Annotated in this window: 22 protein-coding genes and 2 pseudogenes; 13 read left to right on the top strand and 11 right to left on the bottom strand. The window is 66.1% G+C overall.

Translation table 11 applies throughout. The annotated features are described in order from the left end of the window. Window positions 1–44: 44 nt before the first annotated feature. Window positions 45–782: a hemerythrin domain-containing protein gene (locus ACFFNX_RS02475; RefSeq protein WP_378194465.1), complete on the top strand. Its 738-nt coding sequence runs from the start codon at window positions 45–47 to the stop codon at window positions 780–782. 292 nt (window positions 783–1,074) lie between these two features. On the opposite strand, the gene ACFFNX_RS02470 is transcribed toward ACFFNX_RS02475, so the two are convergent. Further along, window positions 1,075–1,587, bottom strand: coding sequence for an NAD(P)H-binding protein (locus ACFFNX_RS02470; protein ID WP_378194462.1), 513 nt, complete (start codon window positions 1,585–1,587; stop codon window positions 1,075–1,077). Between ACFFNX_RS02470 and ACFFNX_RS02465 the strand changes: the two genes are divergently transcribed. The 3 genes from ACFFNX_RS02465 to ACFFNX_RS02455 all read left to right on the top strand — a co-directional run bounded on the left by ACFFNX_RS02465 (window position 1,586) and on the right by ACFFNX_RS02455 (window position 4,453). Next, window positions 1,586–2,227 (top strand): winged helix-turn-helix transcriptional regulator, encoded by a 642-nt coding sequence (locus ACFFNX_RS02465; RefSeq protein ID WP_378194346.1) that lies wholly within the window; start codon window positions 1,586–1,588, stop codon window positions 2,225–2,227. The two genes, ACFFNX_RS02470 and ACFFNX_RS02465, sit on opposite strands and share 2 nt — an antisense overlap. Before the next feature lie 98 nt (window positions 2,228–2,325). Further along, window positions 2,326–2,703, top strand: a complete 378-nt coding sequence (locus ACFFNX_RS02460) for a YciI family protein (RefSeq protein WP_378194343.1) — start codon at window positions 2,326–2,328, stop codon at window positions 2,701–2,703. Window positions 2,704–3,190: 487 nt separating this feature from the next. Beyond that, window positions 3,191–4,453 carry a chloride channel protein gene (locus ACFFNX_RS02455; protein WP_378194340.1) on the top strand — a complete coding sequence of 421 codons (1,263 nt, stop codon included), beginning with the start codon at window positions 3,191–3,193 and terminating at the stop codon, window positions 4,451–4,453. Window positions 4,454–4,467: 14 nt separating this feature from the next. Here the strand turns inward: ACFFNX_RS02455 and ACFFNX_RS02450 are convergent, their stop codons facing one another. Continuing rightward, window positions 4,468–4,590 (bottom strand): hypothetical protein, encoded by a 123-nt coding sequence (locus ACFFNX_RS02450; RefSeq protein ID WP_378194337.1) that lies wholly within the window; start codon window positions 4,588–4,590, stop codon window positions 4,468–4,470. A gap of 378 nt (window positions 4,591–4,968) precedes the next feature. Next, complete coding sequence (locus ACFFNX_RS02445) at window positions 4,969–5,640, bottom strand: winged helix-turn-helix transcriptional regulator (RefSeq protein ID WP_378194334.1); 672 nt, start codon at window positions 5,638–5,640, stop codon at window positions 4,969–4,971. 63 nt (window positions 5,641–5,703) lie between these two features. Between ACFFNX_RS02445 and ACFFNX_RS02440 the strand changes: the two genes are divergently transcribed. From ACFFNX_RS02440 to ACFFNX_RS52490, 3 genes are all read left to right on the top strand, one after another. Beyond that, the gene (locus ACFFNX_RS02440; protein WP_378194331.1) at window positions 5,704–6,654 is read left to right on the top strand and encodes an SDR family oxidoreductase; all 951 of its coding nucleotides are present in this window, start codon (window positions 5,704–5,706) and stop codon (window positions 6,652–6,654) included. 17 nt (window positions 6,655–6,671) lie between these two features. Beyond that, on the top strand, window positions 6,672–7,556 hold the full coding sequence (locus tag ACFFNX_RS02435) for an alpha/beta fold hydrolase (RefSeq protein ID WP_378194328.1): 885 nt from the start codon (window positions 6,672–6,674) through the stop codon (window positions 7,554–7,556). Window positions 7,557–7,953: 397 nt separating this feature from the next. Further along, complete coding sequence (locus ACFFNX_RS52490) at window positions 7,954–8,304, top strand: hypothetical protein (protein WP_512699843.1); 351 nt, start codon at window positions 7,954–7,956, stop codon at window positions 8,302–8,304. Window positions 8,305–8,382: 78 nt separating this feature from the next. Here ACFFNX_RS52490 and ACFFNX_RS02425 read toward each other — a convergent pair whose 3' ends face one another. The 5 genes from ACFFNX_RS02425 to ACFFNX_RS02405 all read right to left on the bottom strand — a co-directional run bounded on the left by ACFFNX_RS02425 (window position 8,383) and on the right by ACFFNX_RS02405 (window position 13,880). Continuing rightward, a complete protein-coding gene (locus ACFFNX_RS02425; RefSeq protein WP_378194322.1) occupies window positions 8,383–9,405 on the bottom strand; it encodes a hypothetical protein in 1,023 nt (340 codons plus the stop codon). A gap of 154 nt (window positions 9,406–9,559) precedes the next feature. Then, window positions 9,560–10,291, bottom strand: a complete 732-nt coding sequence (locus tag ACFFNX_RS02420; RefSeq protein WP_378194459.1) for a Tn3 family transposase — start codon at window positions 10,289–10,291, stop codon at window positions 9,560–9,562. Window positions 10,292–10,603: 312 nt separating this feature from the next. Continuing rightward, window positions 10,604–12,463 carry a helix-turn-helix domain-containing protein gene (locus ACFFNX_RS02415; protein WP_378194319.1) on the bottom strand — a complete coding sequence of 620 codons (1,860 nt, stop codon included), beginning with the start codon at window positions 12,461–12,463 and terminating at the stop codon, window positions 10,604–10,606. A gap of 782 nt (window positions 12,464–13,245) precedes the next feature. Next, window positions 13,246–13,461 (bottom strand): hypothetical protein, encoded by a 216-nt coding sequence (locus ACFFNX_RS02410; RefSeq protein WP_378194316.1) that lies wholly within the window; start codon window positions 13,459–13,461, stop codon window positions 13,246–13,248. Between the two features lie 212 nt (window positions 13,462–13,673). After that, window positions 13,674–13,880, bottom strand: a complete 207-nt coding sequence (locus ACFFNX_RS02405; RefSeq protein ID WP_378194313.1) for a hypothetical protein — start codon at window positions 13,878–13,880, stop codon at window positions 13,674–13,676. A 548-nt stretch (window positions 13,881–14,428) separates the two neighbouring features. On the opposite strand from ACFFNX_RS02405, the gene ACFFNX_RS02400 reads away from it, so the two are divergent. The 3 genes from ACFFNX_RS02400 (at window position 14,429) to ACFFNX_RS02390 (ending at window position 16,737) form a co-directional block, all read left to right on the top strand. Next, the gene (locus ACFFNX_RS02400; RefSeq protein WP_378194310.1) at window positions 14,429–14,713 is read left to right on the top strand and encodes a hypothetical protein; all 285 of its coding nucleotides are present in this window, start codon (window positions 14,429–14,431) and stop codon (window positions 14,711–14,713) included. A gap of 225 nt (window positions 14,714–14,938) precedes the next feature. Then, window positions 14,939–16,123 carry an FxsB family cyclophane-forming radical SAM/SPASM peptide maturase gene (locus tag ACFFNX_RS02395; RefSeq protein ID WP_378194307.1) on the top strand — a complete coding sequence of 395 codons (1,185 nt, stop codon included), beginning with the start codon at window positions 14,939–14,941 and terminating at the stop codon, window positions 16,121–16,123. A gap of 203 nt (window positions 16,124–16,326) precedes the next feature. Continuing rightward, the gene (locus ACFFNX_RS02390; protein WP_378194304.1) at window positions 16,327–16,737 is read left to right on the top strand and encodes a GNAT family N-acetyltransferase; all 411 of its coding nucleotides are present in this window, start codon (window positions 16,327–16,329) and stop codon (window positions 16,735–16,737) included. 369 nt (window positions 16,738–17,106) lie between these two features. Here ACFFNX_RS02390 and ACFFNX_RS52485 read toward each other — a convergent pair. Then, window positions 17,107–17,268, bottom strand: a pseudogene (locus ACFFNX_RS52485) (DUF72 domain-containing protein); the annotation flags it as partial. A gap of 191 nt (window positions 17,269–17,459) precedes the next feature. After that, complete coding sequence (locus ACFFNX_RS02385) at window positions 17,460–18,101, bottom strand: winged helix-turn-helix transcriptional regulator (RefSeq protein ID WP_378194301.1); 642 nt, start codon at window positions 18,099–18,101, stop codon at window positions 17,460–17,462. Between the two features lie 102 nt (window positions 18,102–18,203). On the opposite strand from ACFFNX_RS02385, the gene ACFFNX_RS02380 reads away from it, so the two are divergent. From ACFFNX_RS02380 to ACFFNX_RS02370, 3 genes and pseudogenes are all read left to right on the top strand, one after another. Then, window positions 18,204–18,848: an NmrA family NAD(P)-binding protein gene (locus ACFFNX_RS02380; protein ID WP_378194298.1), complete on the top strand. Its 645-nt coding sequence runs from the start codon at window positions 18,204–18,206 to the stop codon at window positions 18,846–18,848. Window positions 18,849–18,956: 108 nt separating this feature from the next. Continuing rightward, a complete protein-coding gene (locus ACFFNX_RS02375; RefSeq protein WP_378194296.1) occupies window positions 18,957–19,553 on the top strand; it encodes a dihydrofolate reductase family protein in 597 nt (198 codons plus the stop codon). A gap of 88 nt (window positions 19,554–19,641) precedes the next feature. Further along, window positions 19,642–20,511 (top strand): annotated as a pseudogene (locus ACFFNX_RS02370) (RNA polymerase subunit sigma-70); the annotation flags it as partial. A gap of 226 nt (window positions 20,512–20,737) precedes the next feature. On the opposite strand, the gene ACFFNX_RS02365 reads toward ACFFNX_RS02370, so the two are convergent. Next, window positions 20,738–21,883, bottom strand: a complete 1,146-nt coding sequence (locus ACFFNX_RS02365; protein WP_378194293.1) for a sigma-70 family RNA polymerase sigma factor — start codon at window positions 21,881–21,883, stop codon at window positions 20,738–20,740. Between the last annotated feature and the right edge of the window lie 704 nt (window positions 21,884–22,587).

The raw sequence follows: 22,587 nt of genomic DNA, 5'->3' as shown, positions 1-22,587 counted from the left end.
CCGCGCGCACCATACCCATCGAAAGGGGACCGACCGTGATCGATATGACGCTGATGTACGCGACCCACGACGCCTTCCGGGGCGACCTGGACCGGCTGGCGTCGGTCACCTCGGACAGTGGGGGCGGTGGGATCTCCGCCCTAGCGCAGGTCCGGGCGGGGTGGGACGACTTCCGCCGGTTCCTCACCGTCCACCACGAGGCCGAGGACTCCGTACTCTGGCCGAAACTCGCCGGCAGACCGGCCGAACAGCGACTACTCGACGCGATGGAGGCCGAGCACACCGCGCTCGACCCCCTGCTGGCAAAGATCAACGACGCGCTCGCCGATGACGACCCGGTCGCGCTGGGCGAGCATGCCGGCGCGCTGGCCGCCGGGCTCGTCGCGCACCTGCACCATGAGGAGGCCGACGCACTGCCGCTGATCACCGAACGGCTCACGGAAGAGGAATGGGCCGCGTTCGGCAACGAGCAGCGCCGGCGGCTCGGGCTCTCTGGCGCCGCGGTGTACTTCCCCTGGTTGCTCGACGGGACATCGGAGGAGCGGGCATGGGAGCTGCTGCGCATCCTCCCACCCCCGTTGCGCTTGATCTACCACGTCCTTTGGCGCCCACGCCACGCCCGCCGCCCCGCTGGATCACCAAGGCTCCAGACGGAACGGCGGCCCGGAGCGACTGAAGACCGTCGAAGTCCAGCCCGTGCTCGGCCAGGGGAATGCAGCATGGGCGAACGCAGCGACGTGCTTAAGTGGTCGTGGGTCAGGCTCCCGTACGTCGGCCCGTGACCGCCGAAGGGGCTGGCCTCACCCGCCGAAGTCGGGCACGTCGGCGGACAGCAGGTGCTCGGCGCCGCCTTCGAGGACCTTGGCCGTCTCGGTGGAGCGGGGCGGCATAGTCTTCTCGTGATGTGGATGGCGTCGTCGACGGTGGCGGCGTTCGCGAGGGCGAGTTCGAGTTCGCCGGCGTCGAACACGCCTGGGCCGAGTTCATCCGATCGCGGCGGCCGACGCGGGCGCTCGTGCGCTGGGCGGCATTCAGGAGTGTCGCGCTGATCCGGGAGTGCGCCACTGAGCGAGCTCAGGAGTGGGTCGACCGCATCGACGGCTGCCGGGGTGGCCTCAATGGATTTCCCCGAATTTTACTTGTCAAGGCAGCGTCCACGTGCTCAGGCGTGCCGCGAAACCTTTTCGGGTCGAAGCCGACGCGGATTCCTTTCCGGACAGCTTCACGACGTGGGTCTCGCCTGCCGCCTTGGAGGCGTCGATTAATGTGAGGTGCGTCTCCGCCATGCGTTCTTCGGGAGGAGATCAACAGGACGCGGTCGACGCCGTCGGAGGCGGCGGTGAGCGTCTTGGGACGCAGCATGTCACCCTGGGCGAGTTCCGCACCGTCCAGCCCGTCGAAATGTCGGGCCTTTTCGGGGTTTCGGAACGGTGCTCGTAGGGGGACGTTCTGCCGGGCGAACTCACGGATGATCACCGTACCGATGAGGCCGGTGAGGCCGGTGGTGCCGGCGACAAGAATCATTACTATCAAATAAGTAGCAGCCACTACATAAAAATCCCTTGTTTTGTGTAGGATAATGGACATGACCACGGCCCGCACCTACGGCGACCCGTGCGCCGCCGCCCGCGCCCTCGACCTGATCGGCGAACGCTGGGCGCTGATGATCGTCCGAGAACTGCTCTTCGGCCCCAAGCGCTACAGCGACCTGCAAAGCGGCCTGCCGGGCGCCAGCCCCACCGTGCTGTCCCAACGCCTACGCGACCTGGAGGAGGGGCAGGTGATCCAGCGGCGCAAACTCGGCCCGCCGACCCGAGCCTGGGTTTACGAACTCACCGACTGGGGCCACCAGCTCGAGCCCATCTTGGTCAACCTTGGCCGATGGGGCCGCCGCACCCCCGCCAGGCAGACCACCATGACGCTGGGCATCGACTCCCTCATCCTTGCCCTGGAGTGCCACCTTGACCCCGCCATGCTTCAAGGGCTGGACGCCACCTTGCTACTCGACCTCGGCGAGGATCTGTTCACCATCCGCGCCGTCGACGGCGATCTGGCCATCCAACGCGGCGAGCCGACGCACTGGAACGCTGCGCTTCGCACCGACGTGGCCACCTTCAAAGCCCTCGTGATCGAGGGACGGCCCATCAACGAGCTCGACGGCCGGCTCGAAACAACCGGGGATCGCGAAACCCTCCACCGGCTGCTGGACGCCCTCACCACCGCGTAACGAGGCGACGCAGCGACGATATTGGAGCCGTCCGGCCGATCAGTCACGGCTCACGCCCTGGTCTGTACATACAAAGACCAGTTTCAAGCGGAGGTCTGATGCCGGACTACATGTTGTTGCTGTACGCACCCGAGGGCGAGAAACAGGACCGATGGGCGGACATGTCGCTGTGGCTGGCTCTCACGGAGAGTCTTCGCAGGGCAGGACTGCTCGTGGCGAACAGTCCGCTGCATCCGGCGACCAGCGCGACGACCGTACGGGTCCGCGATGGCGAGACCGAACTCACCGATGGGCCGTTCGCGGTCACCAAGGAGTTCCTGGCCGGATACTACGTCCTGAGATGCGCGGACCTCGACGAGGCGCTCCATCATGCGGCACGGATGCCGACCGCCCGCCACGGTTCCGTCGAGGTACGGCCCATCGTTGACGCCAACGAGATCCCCGATACCGGCCGGACGCCGGCTGCACGAATGTGAGCGGCCTCGGCTGGACCCCGCCGACGCCCATTGGTCCCACCAACGAGTCCGACTGGCTCGCCAATGGCCAGATCAAAATCTCGGACTGCCGCACTAGCCTCGCGCTTTTCCTGGCGGGCCGGTAGCGGATGGCGATCGTCAGCATCAGGGTGCTCTCTGAACTGGAAGGACAGAAGTTGTCGGCGGTCCTATTCGTGCCAAGCCCTGCAGCATTCAGGTGAAGGCCATCGGCGGTAGACATCGGGCCTTGCCTCAGCGGGCAGCGCCCGGACGGTCACTGCACGTGTCCTCCAGGGAAACGGCAGACGCCGCGCCCGCTCTCCGGCCTGTGCCATGCACGCCACTGGACGGCGTCGGAATGGACGGCGCGGAAAGCCTGCTGAGGACCGGCCGGAATACCCGTGTCGCGCGGACATGGTGGCGCGAACCAATTCACAGCTGGCCATACCTGCTCAAATGGCTGCCGATCGGGGCCACGATCGGGGTTGTGTCCGGGCTGGGCGCGCTCGCGCTCCACGAGCTGCTCGCACTGGTCACCGATGGCACGCTCGGCCTGCTGGCCGGGTTCTCCCCCGCGACGGTCGCAGGGGACGGGCACGCGGCGCCCGCGAGCGAGATCGGTAGACCGTGGATCGTTCCGCTGCTGGTCGCCGGTGGCGCGGTGCTCGGCTCCTTGCTGGTCCGCTGGCTGGCACCGAGCGCGGGCGGGCCCGGTACCGACACGACGATCAGAGCGATCCACCATGAGCCGCGCGGCATGCGACGTCGGGCCACCGTCGTGAAGCTGGTCGCCTCGGCCCTGACCCTGGGAACCGGCGGCTCTGGCGGGACCGAAGGCCCAGCCGCCCAGATCTCCGCGACGGGCGGGTCGGCGACGGCGCGGGTCTTCCACCTCAGCGACGCCGACGCACGTGTCGCGGCCACGGCCGGCCTGGCCGCCGGGGTCGGCGCGATCTTCAAAACCCCTCTCGGGGGCGTGTGCCTCGGCGTCGAGCTGCTCTATCGCCGGGGCATGGCCCCTCAAATGCTGATCCCCGGTCTGATCGCGACGGTCGTGGCATACGCCGAGTTCACCGCCGTCCACGGTTTCACCCCGATCCTCGGGTGCCAGCCGGCCGGTCTGGCCGCCCCCGCCCCGTTGCCGTTCTTCCTCGGACTCGGCGTGCTCGCCGGCCTGGTCGCCCGCTGCTACTGCTGGGCCCTCCCCCACACCAAGGCGTTCTTCAACGCGCAGCGGAGGATCCCGTGGCCGGTCAAGCCCGCCATCGGCGGCCTCACGGTAGGCGCACTCGGACTGCTGCTGCCCGACATCCTCGGGACCGGTTACGGCCTGATTCAGTCGAGTATGGACGCCCGATGGTTGCTCGGCGTCCCCTTGTGGGTCCTGCTGACGCTGCCGCTGGCGAAGATCGTGGGCACCTCACTGACCGTCGGGTCCGGCGGCACCGCCGGTACCTTCGGACCCGCAATAGTGATCGGCGCGGCGACGGGAGCCGCGTGCTGGCGGCTCGCGGAGATGTCAGGGGCCCCCGTCGCGGGCCCGGCGGCTTTCGTCATCGCCGGAATGGCGGCCTGCCTTGGCTCCGCGATCCACGCACAACTGACCGCCGTGATCATGGCCGCCGAGTTGACGGGCACCCTCGACTACCTGATCCCGACCATGATCACCGTAACCGTGGCCAGTGTGATCATGGGAGACCGGACCCTCTTTCCGAGCCAACCCCGCAGGAGAACGCGAAGCTCAGGCTAGAAGCGATCATGGTCTCACGGGCTGGAGACGTCCACCAACGGCACGCCGCAGCTCTGGGCGTCATACGACGACGGCGCGACCTGGAAGCCGATCGCCGTCCAGACGAGCGGCGGCCAGTTGACCGCCTCCGTCCCCAACCCAGCACCCGGCAACATGTCGTTACGCACGCGGATCCCAGGTCTCGTCGACCAGACTGTGATCGACGCGTACGGCATCGCCTGAGCCGTACCGCCCCATCGCTGGGAGCACACCCCCTGAACGGTCCCGTCCGGATCACCGGACGGGACCTTTCGGTTTCCGCACCGCGCGGTGTCGGCGAACGAGTGATCGGCTGTTCCCGCTGCGAACCCCACATTCCAGGATCATCCCAGTTTGGGCTGAACCCGGAATACGCCCAGGTCGCATAGGGTGGCCGAATCTCCGGCACGCACAGGGCAGCGAGCGAGTGATTCGTGTGGCCACCAGCACGGCTCACCTGACGCTGACGTCCACTGGCCCGATCCCGGGCCGTCCGGTCATGCCGGCGGTGTCTCGACCGCTTCGGGACGGGGGAAGGAGTCGAGCAACCGCTCGACCGCGTTCAGGTCGCCGGACACGGTGACGTCTCCAGCGCGTACGGCCTCCTCCAGGCGACGCCTTCGGGTCAGCACGGCGGCGAACGTCCTGGTGTCGGTGGTGATGGTCGCGTCAGGAGCGGTGGGCTCGCCGCGGGTGATATCGATGTCGCCGTCGGCGACCCGCGCGGCGACGCGGTCGTCGCCGAAGACCAGTGCGTAGGTCGCGGACAGGCCGTCGCTCGCCTCCGAGGCGAAATCCCCCTGAAGGGCCAGCATGAGAGCGTCCACACTGATGCCCGCATCGAGATCGCGGAACGGTGAGAGCCTGCCCCAACGGCCGAGTTGAACGAGGACCGGTCGAAGCTGCTGCCCCCATTCTGTCAGCTCGTACACCCAGGACCGCGCGGGCGGGCCGAGCTTACGGCGACGCACGATGCCGGCCTCTTCGAGCTCGCGTAGCCGCTGCGACACACGATTCGGGCCGGCGTTCGGCAGGCCACTTCGCAGATCGCTGAAGCGCTTGGGGCCCAGTAGCAGCTCCCGTACCACGAGGAGGGCCCAGCGCTCGCCGACCAGGTCGAGAGCGTGTGCGGCGGCACAGGCGTCGCCATAGGTTCGCGGGCTTCCCACATCGTCGAGTCTAACCGACGACTTGTTCCGATACGGAGACTGTTGATATCGAAGTTGTACTAGATGGTTCATATATGTAATCATCATCTCGCGTTCCCCGAGCAGAAAGAAGGAGTAATGATCCTCATCACAGGAGCGAACGGACGCCCCGGATCGGCCGCCGTCCGGGAGTTCGCACGACACGGCACACCGGTCCGCGCACTCGTGCGGGACCCGAAGAAGGCGGACGATCTGCGGGCACTGCCGGGCGTCGACGTCAGGCACGGCGACATGCTCTGGCCCGAGACACTGGAGTCCGTGCTGGACGGAGTTGATCGCGTACTGATGATCAGTAGCGCCGGCCCACAGATGCTGGAAACGCAGTGCACGTTCATCGACGCCGCGATCAGGGCTGGCGTCGGCCACATTGTGAAGTTCTCCGGCAAGGACTCGATCGACGGATTCGACAATGAGAAGTTCCGTTCCAGCCGGAGCCATGAGCAGATCCAGCGGTATCTGTTCGCCTCTGGTATGCCGTGGACCGTTCTCCAGCCGAGCCAGTTCATGCAGGTGTACTTCGAGGAGGTGCCGGACATCGTCCGCTCCGGCGAGCTTCGCCTGCCGCTCGGTGACACGACGCTCGCGCCGATCGACGTCGAGGACATCGCCAAAGTCGCCTATGCCGTGCTCACCACCTCCGGTCACGGAGGCAGGACCTACACGATGACCGGCCCCGATGCTCTCACCATGGCCGACGCAGCCCGCCATATCTCCGACGCCATCGGCAAACCGGTCCGCTATCGCGACGTGACCTCAGAGGAGAAGCAGCGGGCCTGGATCCAGGCCGGGTACCCGCCACCGCGCGCAAGCGCGTTCGTGCAGCTCTTCCAAGAGCGGAAACGGCTGGGCCGATCGACCGTCGACCTGACCACCCACCAGCACTTCGGAGTCGAACCGACCACTTTCGCGGAGTTCGCCCGTCGCAACGCCGATATCTTCCGCGGCGCCACCGACTACACCGTCACCCCCGCGTGAACAGGCAGGAGACAGCGATGAATCGAGAGACAGAGCAGGCGATTCCCGCAGGATCGGACACGAAGACATTTGTGCTCGTCCACGGTGGCGCACACGGCGCCTGGGCGTTCGAACGGCTGGCATCGCTCCTCGTCCAGGAGGGTCATCACGTCGTCGCGCGGGACCTGCCAGGACATGGGCTGGGGGCGCGATTCCCCCACTCGTACACCACAAGACCGCTGAACCCGCAAGAGTTCGCCACCGAGCCCTCTCCCGTCGCGCACCTGACCCTGCGGGACTACCGCGACCAGGTGACCGACACCATCCGGCGGCTCGCCGAACGCATGCCCCACCGCCACATCATCGTGCTCGGCCACAGCATGGCCGGACTCGTTCTCAACCAGGTGGGTGAGGCCGTTCCCGAACTCATCGGCCGCCTGGTCTACCTGTCCGCCTGGATGACGGCCAACGGTACGTCGTTCAGCGACTACATGGACGCACCGGAATTCTCCACCGGATTGATCCCCTCCATCCTCCTCGCCGACCCGGCCGTCACCGGCACGCTACGCATGGACTTCCGATCCGGCGACCCGGAGTACCGCGCCCGCGTCAAGGCGACCTTCGCCGCCGATGCGGACGACCACGACTGGGAGGCCGTTACCAACCTCCTCACCCCCGACACCCCCATCGGCCCGCTCGCCGAAAAGGTGACCGTCACACCGGCTCGATGGGGTCGAATCCCCCGCACGTACATCACCTGCACCGACGATCGAGCCGTCCCACCCGCAGCACAACAGCGGTTCATCGATGAAGCCGACAAGTACACCCCCGACAATCCCACCGACGTACGAACGCTCCCGACCAGCCACTCCCCCTTCGTCTCCCAGCCGGAGAAACTGGCGGAAATCCTGCTCGAGCTCTGAACGGACCATCACGCCGGCCCCGCTAAAAGACGAAACAAAGCCGACGCTCCCGTGGCCCATGTCTTGACGGCGTGCGCCGTGAGGCGCTCACCGGCCGAGAACACCACCAGTCAAGCGATCACTGCTTGACCTGCAACAACGGATCACGCGGAGGCCGATCCGCTGGACGTGACCGCCGGGTCTGCCGCCCTCAGAGCAAAATCCTTCCCGCTTGGACCAAGGGCCGGCATCGCGAAGCGTCTGCAACACAGGAGCCGGGCTCGCGTTCCGCCACAGCTGACGCCGATCGACAGCATGTCCACCAGTCACCAGAGTTACGCAGAGCCGCTTTTCATCTGGTCGCACGAATCCGAGCGGCGGCCCAGGATGGCAGCCTGTCAGGTTAAGAATTGCGCCGATGCATGGGCGACCGGCGGTTTTGGACCGATCGCTTCGGGGCGACCTTCGGGGGGCAGGGAGATATCCGGAGCTGGCGGATATCTCCCTGTCCTTCCCGGTCGATGGCGAGTACGAGCTGGTCTTGGAGATGCGTGAGATCGAGTTCCGCGCCCTGATGCCGCGGTGCCCTGAGGCGGCGGGGCCGGCCTGCATCGCTTACCTCGATGGGGCGCATCCGGTGCCGCTGGGCCTGCGCTGGACCGAGCTTGACCTGGTTGGCCGGTGCGTGGCTTGGGACAACCCCGGCCTGCCCGCGCCGATCCCCAACTTCGCAGCGACCGCCTTCATCGTGGCCCATTCAGTCGGGTAGTTCGGACGGATTTCAGTGACCATGCGCACCAGTTATCGGCCTGTGCCCCTATGCGGCGGCGGAGCACAGATCCACCACTCATCCCAGCCATAGAGAACGCGCGTCGGGCTCTGCGGCTTGATAGCCCTTCTGTGATGCTTTCCCGAAGGAGATCGGCATTGAGTCAGGGAATGCCCTGATCGTCTCGTTCGTCTGCTGTTGTATATGTTCCATTGTTTGGGGAACATTCACGGTATCTCCCGCCAGATTTATCTCTGCAAGGGCAAGCTGCCACGCCCTTTGCTTGCTCCCGTGCCATTCGAGGGCATCGGCTATATCCATCACCGAACTGACGAACCCGGCCTGCGAGCGATGTATCGCCTGCATCGCCCCGGTCGCGACCTGGGCGACCTTGCCGCCCCAAGCCTCAGCGAGTTGGCATGCAGGTGCCCTGCAGGCCGCAGCACTGTCATTGACGACCTTCGCCATCGTGCGATAAATGGCCGCCACTTCCCACAAATATCGCGGTTTCATGGCCTCAACCATATAGTACAGGGCGTCGAAGCCATCGGGGACAGACTCTTCACACGCCCCGCCGGCCGTTTGCCGAATTTCCACCTCGCCCGTCCCGTTAGGAAGCTCGAATGGGGGGTCGTAGATGGGCATGCCATTGTTGAATGGATTGGTCACGGCAGAATTACCGATTGCGGACCGGCCGGTCTGGAGCGGAAATTGGATCCGCATCTCATCCGGGTGATCGGGGACGTCTCTTTGTACACCGACTGTCGTGTCGACATGCCGCGCCGCCGCGAGCTTGTTAACGGCCCCGACAGCGTTTTCCTCGGCTTTCTTATAGCAGGTAGCGGATGCGTTGATCGCGTCAGCTAGATTGGCGAGGCCGAAGTTGCCTGCGGCTTCCCGAACCGCCAGATTGGCTTGCCTGACAGTGGCGGCAAGATCCTGTGCTGCCCGATAACCGCCCAGCACTGCGACATCATTGGTGATCATTGTTTGGCCGACCGCGGAAAGCTCCACGAACAAGATATACAAGCTACTATGAAGGGATTTGGACACCATCGTAAACTTGTTGGCCACGTCGGTCAGCGTATCGATGTCCAACACGAAGCCAGAGTCCGCGGCCGGAGGCGATGGCACCTCCTTCAGAGGGTGGTGCGACTTCGGTGCATCCGGGATGCCCACATGCAGTGGCAAAGTCCGCCGTCCCGCTGGGGCGCCTGTGTGAACGGTGTTACCCATTTAAATCTCCTTCACGGCGTTACGCCGGTGTCTTGAGGCGAACAAACGCGAAAATTGGCCTGGACCGTCGCGGACCCGTGCCTGAGGTAGCGCAGGAGTTGGACGGTGCGGATGACGGCTCGCCGGACAGGGCGTCGATGTGCACGTATTCGGTGCTCTTGGCGGGCCGGTAGAAGGTCAGGTCTTTCCAGTTGCGGATGCGGGGCATCAGGTCGAAGCCGAGCAGATGACCCAGGGCGAAGACGGGGAAGCCTTGGCCTTGGGTATCGGCGTGGATCGTGGTCGGCTTCACCTCCGAGGCGTTTTTGAGCAGGCCTTCGATGATGTAGACGGCCTCCCACGCCCCGCACGGGATGAAGTGCGTGAACAGCGCGATGTAGGTGTCGGAGATGTGGTGGTAGACGATCCCGCCGGTCTTGCCCAGCCGTACGGAGGTCTCGGCGAGCAGGTTGTTGAGGTAGGTGTCCATGTGGGTGCCATCTGCCGCCACGGCGGTGCCATCACCCCAGGCCTGGGAGATGTCCAGGCGGGCGTGCGCGTTGACCAGGTCCGCGATCGCCTCGTTCAGCAGCGGGATCGAAAAATGCCGGTTCGCAGCCCGCGACAGTTCGTGCCCGCTCACGCCAGGGATGTGGCGGGCGGCTTCGTACGGTCCCATGTTGGTGCCCTTGACGAACGTGGTGATCACATACCGGCCGAACGGGTCGGTGAGCTTCGACTCGTTTCCGGATGTCGGCTGTCGTCCTTTGATTCACCCGTCACAACGGCCTGCTTTTCTTGATGCGATCGTCTGCCGACCGAACCGCGTGCGGCTCGGCCGGTGCACGGTGGAGGAGGGGAGTGCGCTGCGCTCTTCGTCGGCATCAGATGCGGACGAAGGTCATCCGACGTCGCTCGTACCCGTTCGAGGGTAGGCGTGGCCTTGATTCGCGGACAGGTTCATCGTGCACAGTGACGTGGTCACCGGGTAACGGAATGCTGAGGCTCGGGCGGCATCAACGGGACTGCGAGCGCCCCGGCCCACCACGATGGCGTGCCGGTCCTCCGGCTTCGGCGAGTCGCCTCACACGTCGTGCACTCTCAGGGCGAACCACATTTCGTAGCGCGCCGACGGGCCGCTCAGCAGCGAGTGCCCGATGGTCTCCTCGATGCGCGTCAGTCGTTTGCGCGCGCCTGGAACCGAGATGCCGAGCGCCGACGCCGTCGCATCGAGGCGGGCATCGTTGTCCAGCCACACACGCAACGTGTTCATAAAGAGCTCCGGGTCCCGTCTGAGCAGCGGCGTCACCTGAATGCCGGCCCACCGGCGCACATCGGGATCATCGAGCACCGCCTCCAGGGTCGGTGGACCGTCGCCTTCTCCTGGTCCATCAAGGATGTGCAGGGCGAGGTAGAACTTCGACTGCGTCTCGATGTCATCCAGCGGGTGACCGAGCAGGTGCTCGATGTGCCGTAGCCGCGCGGCCAGTGTGTTGCGGTGGATCTTCAGCTGCCGCGCCGCGCCGCCATAGAAGTCCAGCCAGGAGCGGAGGGTGATGGTCAGCTCCGCGGAGTCGGGGTCCTGCGCCCGGGGTGGCCGGTAGGCCGTGAGCGGCTCGAGCGCCGACCTCGCCCACGCCTGCCCTCGGGAGCGCACCAGGGTCGCGAGGTCTCCGCGCGGGCTGAACCGGGCGAAGTGGCCGGCGTTCCCCTGCGCCACCGCGAGCGCGTGGAACGCCTGGGCGTATCCCGACGCCATCTCCCGGAGCGCCACGGTGGTGCTGCCGCCGACGTCGACGCCGTTCACCTGGCCGGCATAGACCTGGAGCACGTCTCCGACCTCGTCCACCTCGTCCACCTCGTCCACCTCGTCCGCGACCGGGGTGAGGATGATGATGTGCCCGACGTAGACCGGACACCGTATGATCCAGGCCCGGCCACCCGACACCCGCTCGCAGTGGGCCACCAACCGGTCCCGATCGTCCGGCGGGCCGGCCATCACATAGATCCGGATCCACTCGGACAGACTCGGGCCGAGCGCTCCGGCGACGCGCCGGGCGGCCTGGACGTTGCCGGTCATCAGCAGTTGGAGCACCACTTCTCTGATACGTGTGTCCGCCAGGTCGGCGCGTCGCCGCCGACGGCTGAGATCGTCCACGCGCCAGCACAGTGCGAGTAGCCGCGAGACATCCGTGACGAGCTCCCGCACGGCCGGAGAGAACCGCTCCTTCCGCACCACGACGAGCGTCGCACCCGTCTCATCCGCACCGATCGACTGGACATGCACGACGCAGTCGCGAAGGTCGGCGGCGGCGGCCCGTATCTCGCGGGTCACGACCCGCTTGATCTCGGTCGCCGCCTCCTGGAGAACGTCGGCGGGAAGCTCCGGAAAGGCGTGCAGCGGCGCGCCCTCCTGGCCGAGCAGAACGGCGCTTCCCCCGACCTGACGTGCCAGCCGCCGCACGAGACGCTTCAAGCCATCCGGCCGGGTCGACTCACGCTGCATCTCGCGCAGTTCGACGCCGGTGTGTCCCGTAGCGTGTTCCCGCTCCTTCCGAATGACTCTCATCGTCCGCGTCCATACCTGGGCCGGGTCCTTCGGTGCGATCAGCAACGCGATCCCGTGGCGACGCGCCAGCGCCCGCAGAGCATCACGATCGAGCGAGCCGACTCCGGAGAATCCCGTCGCCAGGACCACGCCCGCGGCATCTGCCCGGGCGGCCTGCCGTACGGCGGCCTCGATCCGGTCCTGCGGCGGCTCGCCGGACAGCGACACGATCAGCAGGACCCGGCGGAAGGCGTCTGCGTCGATCTGGGACCAGCCGGCCAGGTCAACGGCGGAGACGATGAATGCCGACTCCACCACGACCGCGTCCGTGGCTTCTCCCACGAGCGGCCACGGCCCGAGCGCGGCCTGCTTCACGAGCACACTGAGCGTGAGCACATAACCACCACTTTCTCGTTCCCGGAGGTTCCACGGCACCGCGGCATCGAACGCCCCTCTTATAGACCCGGGCCCGAGCCGCAATTAATCGGCCGGACAGCGAATATTCCACTCTTCCCCAGGATCGAATATGTGTTCGTGCACCATCGCGCGGCCTCCATCGACCGCTCGGCCTGACTCAGCACTTCGAAACCGGACGGCCGCGTCACTGTGCAGAGTTATTCTGGTCGGCGTCCGCCGCACTCCCTAGCCTGCAAGCGAGCCGATTTTCATTTGAGCATGGAGCACGCCTTCGGGGATATTCATCAGGCCGGATGACGTGGACACGAAATTTCTGGAACCGGAGAGCAGAGGCGATCGAGCCTCATGCGAAGCGACAATCTCATTCAGATCGTGCGACGATCTTGGCGTATTCGTGGATGGTGCCGCCGAGGCGCTGATTTTTAAATTGATCTGAATTCGCGGGGGAAGGAAAATCCAGCGTAGCTGGCTTGCCATGTGGTCCGCATCGGCAGGCCGGCTGGATACGGAGCAGGACCTCAGCCCCGCGATGGCGCGTACCGCCTGCGGGAAACCCGCGCCCGCAGCGGTGTTACTGGAGGTCCGCCCGATCGAGTCCAGTGAGAGCGGCGAGCAGAGCGGACCCCGTTGGGGCGAAGCCGAGTCAAGGCTTCGTGTGTAGAGAAAGGAACTCTTGTGAAGAGCGTCGTTGTTTTCCTGTCCGCAGTCGGCGTTGTCGCACTCGCCGGACGCACGGCATCGGCGGACTAGCCCACTGCGGTTCAGTCCTCCGAGCCGGGGAAAGCAGCCGGAAAAGGCGCCGCCTCGAAGCCGGTTCCGATCAGGCTGGTGGCGAAAAGGGCGAAGGCGTCCAAAAGCGTGCTGTCCAGCGGCCACTCGTTGTCATGTGTGAAGGTAATGGTCGTCAACCAGACCAGGAAGAAGCTTGAGGTGAACCCCTCTACTTCTCGCTCACCGACACGGACGGCACGAAGCACGACCGAAGGCCGGCGGCGGGGAGCCCGCCCCGGTCAGGGCTCTCACGGGCCTGACCGGCCTCAGTAACACGGGCCACGGCGCGTACCGCACCGTGGCCACCACCTCAGACGGAGTCCTCGATCGCGGATCGTCAAGGTGCCGCCGACGGTCTGGTAGGCCTCACGCAGGAGAGTCATGCCGCCGGCGACAAGTTAGTGGTTCCACGCGGCCGTCACCCAGATGACCTGGTCCCCTGCTGATCGTCCTGCTGGACCTGGAGCCTGCCGGCGGAGTCCTTGTCCACCGCCGCCCAGAGCGTGTTGCGTGCTGGCGCCGGACTCGGCAGGCTCGTCGCGTTCGGACTGTTCACCGAGGCGTCGCGTGTCCATGCCTGCGGGTAGCCGCCGCCCGCGCGCACGATGCCCACGTCCGGATCCACCAGGCCGCTCTTGTTGTAAACCGCGGGATCGTAGCCGAGGTGTTCGTCTGCAGCAGGTTCCTCAGCGCGGCCTCATACGCCGTCCCGAAGAGGGCCTGGCTGTCGGGATTTGTGAATTCCAGTGACAGGGAGTCGGCTCCGACACCTCGGCCGTGTCCGCCCAGTACCCCGCGGTACTGAGCGCCAAAACGAGGGCCGTCATCATGCCAACGACACGTCCGGGTTGGCTGGTCTATGGATTGCACCTCGTTTGGCGCACCTTTCTCGACGCCGCGCCGGGCACAGGCCGAGCAAGGGGTGAGGCGGCGTGTGGCCGGCGGCATCGCCGGCTCAGCATTCTCTTACCCGGTGATTGCATCACTGTGCAAAACCAATCTGGTCACGTATCGAAGGCCACGCCTACGGTCGGGCGCGTGGCGGTGTCCAGTGTCAGGCGATCCTCAGGGCGGCTGCGCGCCGCCGATGGGAGGGGCGTCCACCGGCGGCAGATTTCGTCGCCGTATTCAATTGGAGGGCACCGCACGACCATTCCTCGGTGAAGGAGATTCATGGAAAAAAAGCGCAAGTCCGTAACGGCGTCCGGCGTTGCCGTCACCGCTATCATCGTGGCTGCCGCGGCGGCCGGTCTTACGCAACCGGCCGATGCGTCGAACGCGTCGGCTAATGAGGCTAATCCGTCAATCAGCATCTCCGACGTATCGCAGGACGCCCTTGCTTCGATCGGTCAGTCCGCCCTCGCCCAGGCCATCGGTCGGCACCGAGACACCACGGTAAGACCTATGGGCAGCTTCAACAGCGCCATGGCGCCCACTGAGCACAAAACGGTCCAGTGACGACGGTTAGGTGCGCACAACAGCACACTGACGGCGATCAATTGATCGACCGACGCCGGTTCCCCACGACCGCGCACTGCATCGTCAGCCTGACGAGCTCCTAGCGAAACAAACCCCGGACGACGGCGCCAACACGTCGTCCGGGCACTCCCAATACACCTGGAGTGTTCATTGCCAGTCAATCCAGCAGATCTCCTGAGGCGGTCGGAATGGCCAGATGGAGTCGTGCGTGTCGATGAGCTCGAGAACTCAGGTTGGCGACCGGTTCCATTCCAATGCTTTGTGCTCAAAGTGCAGAGCAGGTGCAACCTATCCTGCGACTACTGCTACCTCTATGAGATGGGCGACCAATCCTGGCGGCGTAGCTCGAAGGTAATGAGCGACGAGGTGATCGACCTCACCGCCCGCCGGATCGGCGAACACGCCCGCACCCACGACGTGCCACTGGTCGACGTCGTCCTGCACGGCGGCGAACCCTTGCTCGCCGGAGCCGAAACGCTCGCCCGGGTGGCGACATCGGTACGCCGTGAGGCGGCTGCAGCCACGCAGATACGCTTCACCGTTCAGACCAACGGGACGCTCTTGAGCGATGCCATGCTGGAGGTCCTCGCCGAGCACGAGATCAACGTCGCCGTAAGCATCGACGGCGATGCCGAAGCGAACGACCGCCATCGCCGATATGCCGACGGCCGTGGCAGTCACGAAGCCGTGGTAAAGGGCCTGAACGCGCTCCGTGCGCCCGGCTACCGACATCTGTATTCGGGGCTGTTGTGCACGATCGACCTCGACAACGACCCGGTGAGGACCTACCGTTCGTTGCTCGACCACGAGCCGCCAGGAATGGATTTCCTGCTCCCTCACGGCAACTGGAGCGCGCCACCTCCAGGGTGGAAAGACGACCCGGACTCCACACCGTACGGAGATTGGCTGATCGCGGCTTTCGACCAGTGGTACGGCGCCTCCACGCAGCAGACAGCGGTTCGCCTCTTCCAGGACACCCTGAGCCTGTTGTTCGGAGGTCACGCCGTCTCCGAGCAGATCGGGCTGGGTCCCGCCGACGTGGTCGTGGTCGACACGGACGGCTTTGTCGAGCAGGTCGACACGCTCAAATCCGCGTACGACGGTGCTTCGGCCACCGGGCTTTCGGTCCGCGACGCCCCCTTCGACGCGGCGCTGCGCCTTCCTGCGATGGCGGCCCGCCAATTGGGCGTCGCGGGCTTGAGTGACGCCTGCCGCGGGTGCGCGGAGCGGGACATATGCGGTGGCGGCTACTACACACACCGATACCGCGAGGGCAGCGGGTTTCGGAACCCGACAATTTACTGCGCCGACATGCTGCGTTTCGTCGGCCATGTTCGCGCACGGATCAGTGCGGACGTCGCGCGACTGAGCGGCGACGCCACCCTCTGAGAAGAAAATCTCTGATGCTTCACGGATCGAGTGAGCGTAAAGATCTGTTCAGCGCCGTTGAGATGTTCTTTCGGTCGCTGCGAAGCCATAGCGTCGTCGACGCGACCGGCGTGCGGATAAGCCGGGTAATGCCAGAAGATGCGCCCGGAATACTACGCGTCCACATAGCGTCCTCGCGGCATTCGTTCGCGGGGGTGAAAGGAATGGATCAGGTCGCCCTCGGCAAGTACATTACGGGCCTGGCGGCTCGCAAGGAGCCGTACTGGAAGGAGGCGGTGCTCGGCGAGAGCTGGCCGGTCGCCCGGTCGGGTTCGAAAGTCGTGGGGTTCTGCCAGATCGCCAGGAAGGACGCAGACCAGTCCGCGACGATCGGAGGCCTGTACGTCGATCCCGAATACCACCGGGCAGGGCTCGGACGGAGACTCGTTGACACGGCGTTGAACGGTCTGAACCGGCCGTTGACCGTTTATCTGGATGTCGCCAAGGACACAGATGCGCCCGCCTTCTACCGACGGTACGGTTTCACGCCGGACGGGGTCGTCGAGACCCCTCAACCGCTCCGCGATTCCGGGATCAACATTCCGTTCATCAGCATGAAGCTCGAACTTTCTTGATCTGGACGTCCCATGCGAGGATGACCGCATGCCGCCTCGTCGGTTCCCCGCCGGAACCGCGTCGGCCTCGACACGCTCTACGACTATGTCGGCGAACGGTCATCGCCCGGACGGCGGCCGTACCGGGCAGGCGGGCAGTGTCCTGAGCAGGTCGGAGAGGTGGCGCGCGCTCCTGAGGACATGGTCCCGGTGGGCGTTCTTCATGACACGTGCGTGCTGGAGGCCTGCTTGGCGAGTTCGCGGATCGTCGCCGCCCACGGCTTCAGCTCCTGCAGGGACTACACCCGAAACGCCGGTGCTCGTCGCAGGCGGTCCACTCGTCACCGCGCCCGTGAAAGCGGACCTCCGCCAGGTCGGCGGTGGCCGCGATCACGGGTGGGATCGAGTCGGGCCGGCCTGGGACATGTCTACGCATACGTACGGGATCGCGTGGAAGCTAAGGAACCCGAGGCTCTCTTCCCGGTTCCGCTCGGTCATCCAGGTCCGGTTGCGGAACTCCATCGCGATCGGCAACGGTTCGTTTGAGCGCCGGGCCGAGCATCTGAGGGGATATGGTCGGCCCGACGCTCTGGGGGAATGGGGGGTCGGGGGGTCCGGACCGGGGGCGTCTCTACAAGTACAGACCCGGGTGCGAACCGAAACTTATCGGTCACTAGCAGAAAATCCGGGCGCGCATCTCCGAACCCCTTCCTGCGCGCCGCGTCGGCCGGGGCGGTGCGAGGTCACGGCGCGTCGAGGGCGTTCAGCAGCCGGTGGAGGGCGTTGTGATCACCGGTGGTCTCCAGTCGGCCGTTGAGCTCGCCGGCGGGGTGTCCGTTGATCACCAGGGCTTTGAAGGTGGCGGGATCGGTCCGGAGTGCGGCGTCGGGCCGGGCCGGTTCGCCTCGCCGGATGGTGAGGTCGCCGTCGGCGATGTCGAGAGTGAACAGGTCTTCACCGAGGTCGAGGAGGAAAGTGGCGGTCAGTCCGTCCAGCCCGGCGGGGCGCAGGTGGCTCTGCAGGGCGAGCATGAGCGAGTCGGTGCCGAGTGTCGCCGTCGTCTCCCTGGCCGGTGCCCGGCGGCCCCAGCGGCCGAGCCGTACGAGGATCGGCTGCAGTTGCCGTCCCCAGTCGGTGAGCTCGTAGACGTATGCCCGGGTCGGCGGGCCGAGCTTGCGGCGTTGAATCACCGCGCCCTGCTCCAGGTCGCGTAGCCGTTGGGAGAGCACGGTGGGGCTGGCGCCCGGCAGGCCGCTCTGCAGGTCGCTGTAGCGCTTGGGGCCGAAGAGGAGTTCCCGGACGATCAACAGTGCCCAGCGTTCGCCGATCAGGTCGAGGGCGCGAGCGGCGGCGCAGGGGTCACCGTAGGTGCGGACCGTGGTCATGCCGACATGCTGTACGGTCTAGACAATTCACTTGTTTTCCTGTAGCAGTAGCTCCTATGGTCGTAGCCATGTGTCCTGATGAGTTCCTCGCCCGAGGAGCGGATGGTGGAGACGCAAACCGTCTTCATCGACGCGGCCAAGGCCGCGGGCATCCCCCACATCGTGAAGCTCTCCGGCAAGGAGTCCGGCATCGGGTTCGACGCCGGCAGGTTCCAGGGCACCCGCGAGCACGAGGAGATCGAGCGGTACCTCGAAGCCTCCGGGCCGGCCTGGACCCACCTGCGCCCGAGCCAGTTCATGAACCGCTACCTGCCGGGAGCCCTCACCGGCGTGGACCCCGCGCGACGGGAGCTTCGCCTGCCGATCGGCGACATCAGGCTCTCACCCGTCGAGACCGAGGACATCGCCAAGGTCGCCGTCGGGCTGCTGCGCTCCGAGGGCCACGAGGGCAAGGCGTACGACATGACCGGCCCCGAGGCGCTGTCGATGAAAGAGGCCGTCGAGCACATCTCCGACGCCACGGGCGCCGATTTCCGGTACGTGGCGGTCAGCCTGGAGGACAAACTGCAGGAGTTCAGGGACCGGGGAGTGCCCGAACCCGCCGTACGGATCGTCGAGCAGCAACTCGCCGAGCGCGCCCGCCATCCCGAGTCCCACGTACGCCTCGAGGCCCATCGTGCCTTCGGTGTGGAGCCCACCGGCTTCGCCGAGTTCGCCCGGCGCAACGCCAAGGCGTTCCTCGGCTGAGATCCCGCGACTGTAGAGGGGGGAGTGCCCCGGCCGGGAGCACCTCCCCTACGCGCTCGGCCTACCGGCCATCGCGTCGAGCGCCACGAAATCGGAAAGGGTTGTCGCATGCGTAAACTCATCCTGCAGATGCAGACCTCGGTCGACGGGTACGTGTCGGCCGCACAGGAAGACCTTGACTGGCAGGTCTGGAACTGGGGGCCCGACTGGGCCTGGGACCCCGCACTACGGGAGTACTTCAACTCGGTCTTCGACAATGTCGGCACGATCCTGCTGAGCCGTCCCATGATCGCAGAAGGCTATCTCGACCACTGGCGCCGGACCGCCGAACAGCACGTCGGCGACCCCGAGTACAGATTCGCGCGCAAGATCACTGATGTCGAGAAGGTCGTGGTGACCGGCAAGAGGCTGGACTCCAGGTGGGACAGGACAACCATCGTCAACGGCGACCTCGGCGAGGTCGTCCAGAAGATGAAACAGGGCGATGGTTCGAACATCATCACCTTCGGCGGGACCCGATTCGCCGAATCGCTGATCACAGATGGCCTGCCCGACGAGCTTCAGCTGTTCGTCAACCCTACGGCCGTGGGTGCGGGAGATTCCATTTTCGCAAGTGCGCGGAACAACGGCCTGCGGCTCACTCATATCGCCTCCCGGGCGTACGCCTGCGGCATTGTCGTCAACCGCTACGCGTTGAAGAACTGAGTCCACGCCCCGTGGGGCGGCCGCCGGCGCGCCGAACACTTTCCGGCGTGGACAGGGTCTGTATCTATGAGGACGTGACGCGTTTCAGGAGACTCTGTTGGCCGCATGGCGTGGATTTGAGAAGTCCGAGGGACGCGCAGCGCTGCGCGCATGGCTCCACCGCATGGCGGCGAACCGGCTGAACGCGTGGCGCGAAGCCGGCCGAGGCTCCGTCGGGCAGCGACCGGCGAGAGCATTCACGCTGTCGGCGCCCCTCCGGCCGGGTGAGCCGCTCTGGCCCGAGCCCTGTCCCGACGCGCTCCTCGACGGGCTTCCGGACGAGGCGCCGGGGCCCGAGGCACGGCACGAGACGACAGAGTCGATCTCACTGGCCTTCGTCGCGGCCCTGCAGCACCTTCCGCCGACGCTACGCGCGACGCTCCTCCTCCGCGACGTGATCGGTCTTCCCGCCGCGGAGGTGGCCGACATCCTGGACCGCCGTGAGAGCACGGTCACCAGCGACCTCCGGCAGGCACGCACCACGCTCACCGTCCACCTGCGCGCGAGCGAGTTCAAGCGGCCCCCCTCGCCCGGCTCCCCCCGCGAGCGTGACCTCGTGGCACGCTTCGCCGCCACGTTCGAACGCGGCGACGTCGAGGGCATCACCGCCCTCCTGACCGACGGGGTCTGGCTCACGACACCTCCCCTACCGTTCGGATACCAGGGCCGGGCCACGGCCGCGCGGGTTCTCTCCGCCCTTGTGTTCCGCGGGGGAACGCGTGAGTTCCGGCTGGTGACCACCCGCGCGAACGCGCAGCCCGCGTTCGGCTGCTATCTCAAAGACGCCCATGCGCCGATCGCCCGCGCGAGCGGCCTCATCGTGCTCACCCTCGCCGGCGATCGGATCTCGGCTCTCACCCGCTTCGCCGACAACAACGTCCTGCAGCGCTTCGGCCTGCCACCGACGCTGTACGGATAGCGGCCGATCGAGAACGAGCAGAAAGCCGCGGGCGGCAGGCCCTTTGGACCTGCCGCCCCCTTTTCGTGCGGTCGTCGGCTATCCGTCAGAACGGAAACCAGACCGGTGCGGTCTCGCGCATGTCATCCTCACCTCGCATCCGTACACATGGGGAGCCCGAGGAATGGTCCCCTGCAGGTGAATACCGAGGAGCGAACCGAAACTCATCGATCAAGCGGACGAATTCTCAGGTGCGGCCACCGGCCGCAGGAAGGGTCCGCGGGAGACCGAAGACCTCGAAGAGCCTCGGATTCTGGAACGCCACGATCCGCGACACCTGCCGGTCGGCAACCGTGAGTACCTGAATGGAATGTGCGTGGTAGCCGCCGTCTGATCCGTGGAGGAACGTCGCCGCCGCAGGCTGACCGTTGGCGCGCGTGGCGATCACCCGCCAGACGCCCCGGTTGGCGAGGACGTGCGAGGAGATGAAACCAGAAACGGGCCGGAAACCGGCGAACCAGGTCAGGTGAGGGGGCATCTCGAAGGTGATGTCGTCACGCAGCAGGCGCAGGAGACCGTCGATATCGGAATTCTCAAAGGCCGTGACGTATTGGTCGAGGAGTTCGCGGTGGCCCGCCTCGACCGGCTCGGCGACCTCGTCTTCGACCGGTGCCACCTTCCGGAGTTGCGTGCGGGCTCGTTGCAGCGAACTCGTCACGGCCGCGGTGCTGATCCCGAGCACCGTGGCGACCTCCGCGGCCCGCAACGCCACGACGTCACGCAGGATCAACACCGCGCGTTGCCGGGCGGGCAGGTGCTGCAACGCGGCGATGAAGGCGAGGCGGACGCTGCTTCGCGTCGAGACGATCTTCGATGGGTCCGTCCAGTCGGCCTCGTCGAACACCGTGTCGGGGATGGGCTGCAGCCACGGGATGTCGGAGTCCGACTCCAAAGACGCCCGCGGATCGTCGCTCGCGCCGCTCAGCCCTGCGGGCAGCGGCCGGCGCCTACGGCGTTCCAGAGCGCTCAGACAGGCGTTGGTCGCGATGCGGTACAGCCAGGTACGGAGCGTCGCTCGCTGACCATCGAAGGTGTGATGGGAACGCCAGGCACGCAGAAAGGTCTCCTGCACCAGATCCTCCGCATCGTCCACCGAACCCAGCATGCGGTAACAGTGGGCCATCAACTCGCGCCTGTGCGGGTTGATCGCGCGTTCGAACTCTTCCTGATCCACCACTGTCCCCCCGCCTCCCAACACAGGCAACGTCCGACCGGTCTCGAATCCCAGCGTCGGTACCGCCCTAGGCCGCGAGTCGGATGAGCCGCCGTAGCACCCCCGCGCGGCCGTGACCGCTCTACGGGGGCTTACCCGTACATACCAAGGAAGCAACAAGAACTCATCGCGTCAGAGTCATCTGGATGGATTTCACGACCGGTGTGCTGCACGTGTCATCAGCACCCAAACCGCTTACATTACGTTACCGCCCGGTGATGTGAGGATCGCCGCCGTGATCGGGTGGAGCGGGATCGATAAGTCCGAATGCGGCGCTATCCGACGTGGGGTCAGAGTTGGGAGCAAGTGTTCCGGCAAAGCTCAGGTTTGACAGGAGAAATACGCGTCGCGAGCTCCGCCACTGTCGTCGGCTCTTTTAATTTTCAGACCTATTCGGCTTGATGCTCCGACCGCACGTGGAGTTCTCGGGGCGGTGACGGCCGACGCGAGACCGCCACCGCCAGTCACGTGGATCGAGCCGCCGGTCTGGGCAGACGGGGGTGGAGTATTGGCCGCCCGCCGATCTGCGCTTCGCCGTTGGCTTGCGGCGGGCGAATCCGGATCAGAGTTCCGAGGAGGTCCGCGAAAGGGGCGAGACGCACTGGCCGGGCCTGATGGCCGAGCCCGGTGGCGTCGCGCTCCACTTTGTCCTTCCCAGGGACGGCACGACCTGCCGGTGGTAGGAGACGACTCCACGCCTGTGGAAGCGCGGACTGGACGGACCCGAGCTGGGGGTCGCCCGGCCGTCGTCGGAGGCATCAGCAGCGGGCGCCGGGTGGCAGCGGCGGCCGGGCGTCGCGGCCCGTGGCCGGCGGCGGCACGTA

This window comes from Actinoallomurus acaciae (assembly GCF_042429965.1).
GTDB classification, from domain to species: Bacteria; Actinomycetota; Actinomycetes; order Streptosporangiales; family Streptosporangiaceae; genus Actinoallomurus; species Actinoallomurus acaciae.
This window is presented reverse-complemented; position numbering and strand designations above follow the sequence as displayed.

Excerpts from the sequence above, each read along its gene's own strand:
- ACFFNX_RS02390 (WP_378194304.1), top strand. The coding sequence starts at position 16,327 with ATGGATCAGGTCGCCCTCGGCAAGTACATTACGGGCCTGGCGGCTCGC.
- ACFFNX_RS02380 (WP_378194298.1), top strand. The coding sequence starts at position 18,204 with ATGGTGGAGACGCAAACCGTCTTCATCGACGCGGCCAAGGCCGCGGGC.
- ACFFNX_RS02475 (WP_378194465.1), top strand. The coding sequence starts at position 45 with ATGACGCTGATGTACGCGACCCACGACGCCTTCCGGGGCGACCTGGAC.
- ACFFNX_RS02470 (WP_378194462.1), bottom strand. The coding sequence starts at position 1,587 with ATGTCCATTATCCTACACAAAACAAGGGATTTTTATGTAGTGGCTGCT.
- ACFFNX_RS52490 (WP_512699843.1), top strand. The coding sequence starts at position 7,954 with ATGCATGGGCGACCGGCGGTTTTGGACCGATCGCTTCGGGGCGACCTT.
- ACFFNX_RS02400 (WP_378194310.1), top strand. The coding sequence starts at position 14,429 with ATGGAAAAAAAGCGCAAGTCCGTAACGGCGTCCGGCGTTGCCGTCACC.
- ACFFNX_RS02465 (WP_378194346.1), top strand. The coding sequence starts at position 1,586 with ATGACCACGGCCCGCACCTACGGCGACCCGTGCGCCGCCGCCCGCGCC.
- ACFFNX_RS02460 (WP_378194343.1), top strand. The coding sequence starts at position 2,326 with ATGCCGGACTACATGTTGTTGCTGTACGCACCCGAGGGCGAGAAACAG.
- ACFFNX_RS02375 (WP_378194296.1), top strand. The coding sequence starts at position 18,957 with ATGCGTAAACTCATCCTGCAGATGCAGACCTCGGTCGACGGGTACGTG.
- ACFFNX_RS02435 (WP_378194328.1), top strand. The coding sequence starts at position 6,672 with ATGAATCGAGAGACAGAGCAGGCGATTCCCGCAGGATCGGACACGAAG.
- ACFFNX_RS02440 (WP_378194331.1), top strand. The coding sequence starts at position 5,704 with ATGGTTCATATATGTAATCATCATCTCGCGTTCCCCGAGCAGAAAGAA.
- ACFFNX_RS02385 (WP_378194301.1), bottom strand. The coding sequence starts at position 18,101 with ATGACCACGGTCCGCACCTACGGTGACCCCTGCGCCGCCGCTCGCGCC.